An 8,838-nucleotide genomic window follows, 5' to 3' on the forward strand; every position below is an offset into this window, starting at 1 on the left:
AGGTAAAGCTCATGAGAAATGTTAGTAGGTATAAAAATGGAGACACTTAAGCTGTTGCGTAAAATAGCTTAAGGAGTGATACCGATGCCAAATGAGTAAACTATCGACAAAAGTTAAATGCTTAAATCTTGTAAAAAAGTACCGAGGTGACGCTTATGTTGATGTTTGATGTAAGTCGTTATAAGAACGGCGACAAGTAAATCTCATTGAGTGGTCAATGGGGAGATAGGTCTCAAATCATACGAATCAGAGGTGATTACTATGATGATGAATTTAGGACGTTATAAAAATGGAGACACTTTAAGTTATTGCACAAAATAGCTTAGGGAGTGATACCAATGTAATAGAAAATTTACAATACAAAAAAGTTATTTGTAAGTTGATGGAGGTAATCTATGATTGCTAGGTATAAAAATGGTGACACACAATGACTCCTCCTTATGAAAATATTTTTTACAAAATTCCAAAAGGATGTTCTAATGACAATTGAAGAATCTTAAAAGCTCATTCTAGCGTGTAAGAATGAGCTTTTTGATATGTGAAATTTTAGTGAAAGACTCTTAGTCCTTATTGTTTAACCGGACCTTTCGTAGGAGAGCCAGTCTTTTTTGTTCTTCGACTAGAGCCATAAAGATTTGGTACTGTTTTTGGAGATGTGGCAGGAAGCTCTTAGGAATCTTGCTATCAAAGCTTAGGTTGTTCAGAAATATGGGAGCGCTACTGTCTCTATAGATTTGTCCTTGGAAGAAGTAGTTGTCGGTCACGATATCAATTGAGATACGTGATGAGCGCCATCGCCGTTTGCGCATGTACTTGGGTTTCCAACGAATCTTAAGTTGTTGGTCCTTGATATACCACCCCATGATGTCTATTTTAGCAGTCTGTTTTGTTTTGTCATCAAAGTAGGTTACTGGGACGCTTAAAACCTGCTGGCTTCTTGGCGAGGTTAAGAAGGGATGAAAATCAGGAATGAAGTCGTAGTCCTTGCTAGACACTTCCGATAGACCGTCTTCTTCTCGTACTTTGCCACGACTGGTGTACTTGAAGAAGTCAAAACTCTTACCTTGTCTTTCTAGTCGATCAGCCTCTAATTGATATCTTGTCACCTGATTACCGATATTTTTAGTCGTCTTGAGGTAACGCATGATTTCTTCATCCTTGTAGTAAAGAGCGACGAGATTTTTTAGACGCTGACTAGGGTCCAGAGAGTGTAACTTGTTTGGAAAAGACAAGATTTGTATGCTATGAACAGAGGCCAAAGGGACAGCAGCGATACCTGATAAGAGCTTGCCTTGTTCAAAGAGGGAGACGGTATCAAAATGACTGGTATGACCAAGCGAATGTCTTATATCAACAACAAAGAGGTTATTGTCCTGTTTGAAAGTGATAATGTAGGTATCACTCGGACCTAAGTTTTTAAGGTTATATTCTAGGGAAGTAATAGGAATATTATAGTAGTGGTTAAAGGTTGGAAGTCCTAGTTTTTCTCCTAATTTCTTTTTATGATAAAGCATTCTCTTATTTTAGCATGAAGTTTGACGGGAGAAAAGATGACGCATAGGGTTTAATTTTTTCTAAGGGATTCAAATTTCTAACTCTTTACTTTTTCCTTGCATTATCCATCAAACTTTGGTAGAATTATATCTTGTGAGTGCACCTCACTTACTCGTGGCGAAAGACCATGAGTCATTAGACCAAAAGAGGAGGAAAATATCAATGGCTAAATACGAAATTCTTTATATCATTCGTCCAAACATTGAAGAAGAAGCTAAAAACGCTTTGGTAGCACGTTTCGATTCTATCTTGACTGACAACGGTGCAACTGTTGTTGAATCAAAAGATTGGGAAAAACGTCGTCTTGCATACGAAATCCAAGATTTCCGTGAAGGACTTTACCACGTTGTTAACGTTGAAGCAAACGACGATGCAGCTCTTAACGAGTTCGACCGTCTTTCAAAAATCAACGGTGACATTCTTCGTCACATGATCGTTAAACTTGACGCGTAAGAAGGTAAATTATGATTAATAATGTCGTACTCGTTGGTCGCATGACCCGTGATGCGGAACTTCGTTATACACCAAGCAACGTTGCTGTTGCAACATTCAGCCTTGCGGTTAACCGTAACTTCAAGGGTGCTAATGGTGAACGTGAAACAGACTTTATTAACTGTGTTATCTGGCGCCAGCAAGCTGAAAATTTGGCTAACTGGGCTAAGAAAGGCGCATTGATTGGAATTACAGGTCGTATTCAGACTCGTAACTATGAAAATCAACAAGGTCAACGTGTTTACGTAACTGAAGTTGTCGCTGATAATTTCCAAATGTTGGAAAGCCGTGCGGCACGTGAAGGTCACAGTGGTGGTTCTTACAACGCTGGAGGATTTGATAATTCAAATTCATTCGGTGGTGGAGCTTCAACTGGTGGTTCATTTGTTGGATCACAACCTGCACAATCTACACCAAACTTCGGTCGTGATGAGAGTCCATTTGGTAATTCAAATCCAATGGATATTTCAGATGACGATCTCCCATTCTAAGAATGGACAAAACGAATTAAATATATAAAGGAGAAATAAACATGGCTCAACAACGTCGTGGCGGATTCAAACGCCGTAAAAAAGTTGATTACATCGCAGCTAACAAAATCGAATATGTTGATTACAAAGATACTGAGCTTCTTAGCCGTTTCGTTTCAGAACGTGGTAAAATTCTTCCACGTCGTGTAACAGGAACTTCAGCTAAAAACCAACGTAAAGTAACAACAGCGATTAAACGCGCTCGCGTTATGGCACTTATGCCTTACGTAAACGAAGACTAAAAATAATGCCCTCGACTGAGGGTATTTTTTTCTGCCTTGATTTTGTAGTTTTTTGTTATTTTTAGGCTTGTGTGCTGAGTTTTATTTTATACTTTAGAGAAAAAGAAAAACCAACTGGTCTTCTCATTTATCTTGAGGAGCTAGCTGGTTGTTTTGTGGTATATAGAGTGTGTTTTCTAAGAAATCATCAAATTTTTGGTCGTTAACGAGGATATCGATATTGTCTTTGAAGACCTTGAAGCGGTTGGATAACCAGTGTGTTTTGATGTCTGCCCAATTGTTGAAGCGACTCCACCTGTAAGGAAGTGTAGGGTCCTGTTTTTCAAAGACATAGATACTGCCGTCTTTTTCATAAGCTATAGCCGTGTGGAAATTGCTGACATCACCAGGGCTATTTTGAAAGACCGATAGGAGTTTAACCTTCTCTGGAAACTTGAGTCCAGCTTTTTTCCAAGCTTTAAGGAGATCGTCTGTAGTCTGATAGCTGATATTATCACCAAAAAGGAGACTGTAGAGAGCTTGATCCTTGGCAGTTAACTCTTTGTGGTGTGACTTAAGATCTATAAATTCGTTTTGAAGGGGGAGGTCTAATTTGATAAGGTCCTCTGAGCTTGTAATAAGGTTATGAAGGAGCAGGAATGATGTTCGTCGGCAGTTTAAGTCATCAGTAAAGTGTGATTTGTTATCTTCAAAAGTTTTTTCATTAAGGAAGGTGACGAATTGGTTTTGGTCCTTGCCGATTTTACTTTTGGTCCATTTTTTGACAACTGGCTGAAGGTTTGTATTTTCCTGATTGTAACGAGTAATATAAGGGGCTAGATTGTCCCAGTCTTTGGTCGGTATGCCTTTGCTTTTTAAGGCTTTGGCTAGCTGTTTTTCCTGAGTGGGAGTCGTCACGTTGTTGAAACTATAGTAAGCTTGATAGTTTTTCTGAGTATTCTTGTGGCTGCATGCCATAAGTAATAGGCAGCAAGCAATGATTAGTAGAGGGAATTTGATACGCATCTATTGGAATTCTTTCTTTTGTCTATTAACTTTAACATTTTAGTATAGAATAGCCAACTGTGTCAAGATTTCTGACGTAAAAAAGCACCCATAAGGGTGCTTGAGGTTGAGATTGATTAAGATGCAGGTGCGTAAGTACTTTGAACGTTGTAGTGACGTTTGAAGAAGTATTTGGCAACACCAGCGATGACACCAATGATAAGGATCACAATTGGTGAAAGACCAGGGTTGAGGTAGCTTGGAAGAAGGGCTGTAAGACTAAAGAGGGCAAACCATGCAATAAAAGAGAGAGTGATGATGGTCATGCTGAACCACCATTTTGGACGTTCTTCCTTTGGTTTGTTATTGTGACGGTAGATGTAGTGGTAAGGGGTATACATAGCAAGACCGCCAATGAATGACACTGAAAGCAGGGTTGTGAGGCCGTAGCTGGTTTGTGTACCTGAGAAACCAAAGATTGCGTTCATGATAGCAACGATGGCTAGAAGGAAGAGTGAGGTATCAAGCCACATCTTCCAAGGTGTTTTATCTGTTTCAGGCACTTCTTTGCTAGGCTTACCAGTTTCAGGTTTTTGGTGTTTTTCAGGAGAGAAACTAGCTGCCCAAACAGTTGGAGCACCAAGGAGTCCACGTCCTGTGATTCCTTTTTTCTGGTTTTCGATAAGTTCAGGAATAATATCGCCAAGGATATCTTTGATTTCTTGGTCTGACTTACCATCTTTGATGAGTTGGTTGGTTGCGATGTGGATAAATTCTTGGTTTTTCTTGGTGAGTTTTTGGATGTCCATGAGATGACCTTTCGATAAATAGTATTATTTTTTAGTTTTGTAGTTTAGGGAAAAGAAGAGGCTCTATGTTAGAACCATTTTTTCCTGATAAAGTAGATAACAACGCAGGATGACCCGAAGGCTGCGATGAAAAAGATAACCCAAAAGGCGTTATCTAAATCGTTTAGAGGCATAGAATTATTTTTAAAGTTCATGCCGTAGGCGGAGAAGATAACGGTTGGGATGTCCAGAGCCATAGTCATGAGAGCGAGTGTCTTCATGATAGTGTTCTGGTTATTGCCGATGATAGAAGCAGCGGTTTCAGCCATGGCATTCAAGACATTTTCATAGATGCCTGCCATCTCAATGGCCTGTTGGGTTTCGACCAGTGTATCTTCCAAGAGATCCTCGTCCTCGATATATTTCTTCAAGCTAGAGGCGTTACCTGTTAGCTTTTTGACAATTCGCTCATTCATCTTAAGTGAGGCTTTTAGATAGACAATGGATTTTTCCAATTCCATCATGTCAATCAAGTGCTCGTTTTTAGTCGCATTTTCCAACTGAGCTTCCAATTTATCGCTCTGACGGTCGATAGAACGTAGGGCGGTTAGGAAGAGTTGAGCATTGCGATAGAGAATCTGAAAGACAAAACGGGTCTTCATAAAGGTGTAGAAGTTACGTACACGGTGGTTGAGGAAGTTGTCCATGAGGCTGATGTCCTCGAGACAGGTTGTAACAACCACCTCATCGGTAACGATGATACCCAATGGAATAGTGACGTAGTAGCTTTTGTTATTACGCTCTTCTTGGGTTGGGACGTCGACTAGAATCAGGGTGTAGTCATCTTCGACATCGATACGTGATGTTTCTTCCACGTCCAGAGGGGCACGGAGGTCTTGAATATCAATGTTAAAACGTTCTGCGACCTTCATGGCTTCTTCTTGGGAAGGGTTCACCAAATGAATCCAAGCACCAGGCTCGAATGTTTCAATTTCTTTGAATTCTTTTCCGGTGGATAAGAACATTTGTTTCAATGGGAACCCCTCCTTCGTCATTAGGTAAGTGCTAGCGTCTTGATTATAAAAGGATTTTTACAATCGCTTTTAAGTAAAATAAACACTGCTCTTAGCTTTTTTAGTGATGTCAAATGAGGCTTGGGACGATGTTCCTTGCCTTTTTTAGACACTCCAATATTATACTACATTTGAAACATTTTTGGGCTGGATAAATTGAAATTTTGTTATAATATGAGAGAAAGTCGGGATGGATTTTCCATCCGTCTGTAGAAAGGAGCGGCAGTAGCTTTTGGGCTAGGGCCTCTTAAAAATATGCAAGATAAGTTAGTGATTCATGGAGCAAGAGCTCACAATTTAAAAAATATTGATGTGGAGATTCCGCGTGATAAACTGGTGGTGGTGACGGGTTTGTCAGGTTCTGGGAAGTCTTCCTTGGCCTTTGATACCATTTATGCAGAGGGTCAGCGACGCTATGTTGAAAGTCTCTCAGCCTACGCCCGCCAATTTTTGGGAAATATGGAGAAACCTGATGTGGACTCGATTGATGGTTTGAGTCCTGCCATCTCCATTGATCAGAAAACAACAAGCAAAAATCCTCGTTCGACGGTCGGGACGGCAACGGAGATTAATGACTATCTTCGTCTCCTTTATGCGCGTGTGGGTGTCCCCTATTGTCCTAATGGTCATGGAGCCATTCAGTCGTCCTCTGTGGAACAGATTGTTGACGAGGTTCTAGCCCTTCCAGAGCGTACACGTATGCAAATTTTGGCACCAATTGTTCGTCGTAGGAAAGGGCAACACAAGGCTGTTTTTGAGCGTGTACAGAAAGACGGTTATGTTCGTGTTCGTGTAGATGGTGAGATTTACGATGTCACAGAAGTGCCAGAGTTGTCCAAGTCTAAGATGCATAATATCGAAGTGGTTGTGGACCGCTTGGTAAATAAGGAGGGTATCCGTAGTCGTCTCTTTGATTCGGTGGAGGCGGCCCTTCGTTTAGCAGATGGCTACTTGATTGTGGATACTATGGATGATAATGAGTTGCTTTACTCAGAACATTATTCTTGTCCGGTTTGTGGCTTCACAGTGCCTGAGTTGGAGCCTCGTCTCTTTTCATTCAATGCGCCATTTGGCTCTTGTCCGACCTGTGATGGTTTAGGTAATAAACTAGAAGTTGATATGGATTTGGTTATCCCTGATGCTAGTAAGACCTTACGTGAAGGTGCTCTGGCGCCTTGGAACCCTATTTCGTCCAACTACTATCCAGCCATGCTTGAGCAGGCTATGGAGCAGTTTGGCGTGGATATGGATACGCCATTTGAAAAACTGAAAAAAGAAGAACAAGATTTGGTCCTCTACGGATCTGGGGATCGTGAATTCCATTTCCATTATGTTAATGATTTTGGTGGGGTGCGTGATATTGACATTCCTTTTGAAGGGGTTGTGACTAATATTAATCGTCGCTACCACGAGACCAATAGTGATTTCACTCGCAATGTCATGCGAGGTTATATGAATGAGCTGTCATGTCCAACTTGTCATGGCTATCGTCTTAACGAAGCAGCTCTCTCGGTTCGTGTTGGTGGGGAGAATGGCCTAAATATTGGTCAAATCTCTGATTTGTCTATTTCAGATCATCTTCAGGAAATTGATAGCCTGGAATTAGGTGAAAATGAAGGAATGATTGCCCGTCCAATTATCAAGGAAATCAAGGATCGCTTGACTTTCCTTAATAATGTAGGTCTTAATTATTTGACCCTCTCTCGTATGGCCGGAACCCTTTCTGGGGGTGAGAGTCAGCGTATCCGTTTGGCGACACAGATTGGCTCTAACCTTTCTGGAGTCCTATATGTTTTGGATGAGCCTTCTATTGGGCTTCATCAGCGTGACAATGATCGCTTGATATCAAGTCTTAAAAAGATGCGTGACTTGGGCAATACCCTGATTGTGGTGGAGCATGATGAAGATACTATGCGTGAGGCTGACTGGCTTATTGATGTGGGACCTGGTGCTGGTGCTTTTGGTGGTCAAATCATGGCTTCAGGAACCCCAGAGGAAGTTGCTAAGAACAAGAATTCAATCACCGGGCAGTATCTGTCAGGTGCAAAATCAATTCCTGTTCCTCAGGAACGTCGTGTAGGTAATGGTCGTTTTATCGAGGTTAAAGGTGCTAGTGAAAATAACCTTAAGAATGTATCTGTCAAGTTTCCACTTGGAAAGTTGATTGCAGTCACTGGTGTTTCTGGTTCGGGAAAATCGACTTTGGTTAACGGAATTCTCAAGAAAAAGATTGCCCAAGAGCTTAATCGAAATAGTGAGAAACCTGGTAAACACAAATCAGTGACAGGCATTGAGCATATCGAGCGTTTGATTGATATTGACCAAAGTCCAATTGGGCGTACACCTCGTTCTAATCCAGCGACTTATACAGGCGTTTTTGACGATATTCGTGATCTTTTTGCCCAAACCAATGAGGCCAAGATTCGAGGTTATAAGAAGGGGCGTTTCTCTTTCAATGTCAAGGGTGGCCGTTGTGAAGCCTGCTCTGGTGACGGTATTATCAAGATTGAGATGCATTTCTTGCCTGACGTCTATGTCCCTTGTGAGGTTTGCCATGGAACACGCTATAATTCTGAGACCTTAGAAGTTCGTTATAAGGGCAAGAATATTGCTGAAATTCTGGATATGACAGTTGATGACGCAGTTGACTTCTTTGCGGCTATCCCTAAGATTGCTCGTAAGGTGCAGACAATCAAGGACGTGGGGCTCGGATATGTGACTCTGGGACAACCAGCGACAACCCTATCAGGGGGTGAGGCCCAGCGTATGAAACTGGCTAGTGAGTTGCACAAACGCTCTACAGGGAAGTCCTTCTACATTCTGGATGAACCGACGACGGGTCTCCATACAGATGACATTGCTCGTCTTTTGAAGGTGCTTCAGCGTTTTGCGGATGATGGCAACACTGTTCTCGTGATTGAGCACAATCTAGATGTTATCAAGACCGCAGACCACATCATTGATTTGGGTCCTGAAGGCGGTGTCGGTGGAGGTACCATCGTAGCTACAGGGACTCCAGAGGAAGTAGCAGCTGTTTCAAAAAGCTACACAGGACAATATTTGAAAGAAAAATTGATATAAAGGAAAAAGGGCTCTCTGTGTTCTGACCCCAAAAAGTTAGACAAATAATTTAAGCAAAGGATTTAGTTCTGTATTGTACAGGACTGAGTCCTTT

At 41.4% G+C, this 8,838-nt stretch carries 8 protein-coding genes; 4 read left to right on the forward strand and 4 right to left on the reverse strand.

Annotation, left to right across the window (positions count from 1 at the left end; genetic code table 11):
• Positions 1–560: 560 nt before the first annotated feature.
• Positions 561–1,514 (reverse strand): hypothetical protein, encoded by a 954-nt coding sequence (locus H7U04_RS08775; protein WP_201059688.1) that lies wholly within the window; start codon positions 1,512–1,514, stop codon positions 561–563.
• A gap of 202 nt (positions 1,515–1,716) precedes the next feature.
• Here H7U04_RS08775 and rpsF point away from each other — a divergent pair, with 202 nt between their 5' ends.
• Genes rpsF through rpsR form a run of 3 tightly spaced genes read left to right on the forward strand, consistent with a single transcriptional unit; the run spans position 1,717 to position 2,818 of the window.
• Positions 1,717–2,007, forward strand: a complete 291-nt coding sequence (gene rpsF, locus H7U04_RS08780; protein ID WP_003093185.1) for a 30S ribosomal protein S6 — start codon at positions 1,717–1,719, stop codon at positions 2,005–2,007.
• An 11-nt stretch (positions 2,008–2,018) separates the two neighbouring features.
• Positions 2,019–2,537, forward strand: a complete 519-nt coding sequence (locus H7U04_RS08785; protein WP_201059690.1) for a single-stranded DNA-binding protein — start codon at positions 2,019–2,021, stop codon at positions 2,535–2,537.
• Positions 2,538–2,578: 41 nt separating this feature from the next.
• Positions 2,579–2,818, forward strand: a complete 240-nt coding sequence (rpsR, locus tag H7U04_RS08790; RefSeq protein WP_000068665.1) for a 30S ribosomal protein S18 — start codon at positions 2,579–2,581, stop codon at positions 2,816–2,818.
• A 123-nt stretch (positions 2,819–2,941) separates the two neighbouring features.
• On the opposite strand, the gene H7U04_RS08795 is transcribed toward rpsR, so the two are convergent.
• From H7U04_RS08795 to H7U04_RS08805, 3 genes are all read right to left on the reverse strand, one after another.
• Positions 2,942–3,823 (reverse strand): DUF4300 family protein, encoded by an 882-nt coding sequence (locus H7U04_RS08795; RefSeq protein ID WP_002891843.1) that lies wholly within the window; start codon positions 3,821–3,823, stop codon positions 2,942–2,944.
• 116 nt (positions 3,824–3,939) lie between these two features.
• Positions 3,940–4,611, reverse strand: a complete 672-nt coding sequence (locus H7U04_RS08800) for a DUF1129 domain-containing protein (protein ID WP_002891841.1) — start codon at positions 4,609–4,611, stop codon at positions 3,940–3,942.
• Between the two features lie 68 nt (positions 4,612–4,679).
• On the reverse strand, positions 4,680–5,624 hold the full coding sequence (locus H7U04_RS08805; protein WP_004183470.1) for a magnesium transporter CorA family protein: 945 nt from the start codon (positions 5,622–5,624) through the stop codon (positions 4,680–4,682).
• 294 nt (positions 5,625–5,918) lie between these two features.
• Between H7U04_RS08805 and uvrA the strand changes: the two genes are divergently transcribed.
• A complete protein-coding gene (gene uvrA, locus H7U04_RS08810) occupies positions 5,919–8,744 on the forward strand; it encodes an excinuclease ABC subunit UvrA (protein ID WP_201059692.1) in 2,826 nt (941 codons plus the stop codon).
• The last annotated feature ends 94 nt before the right edge of the window (positions 8,745–8,838 follow it).

Origin of the sequence: Streptococcus sp. 22.1, assembly GCF_016648645.1 — a bacterium.
GTDB lineage: Bacteria > Bacillota > Bacilli > Lactobacillales > Streptococcaceae > Streptococcus.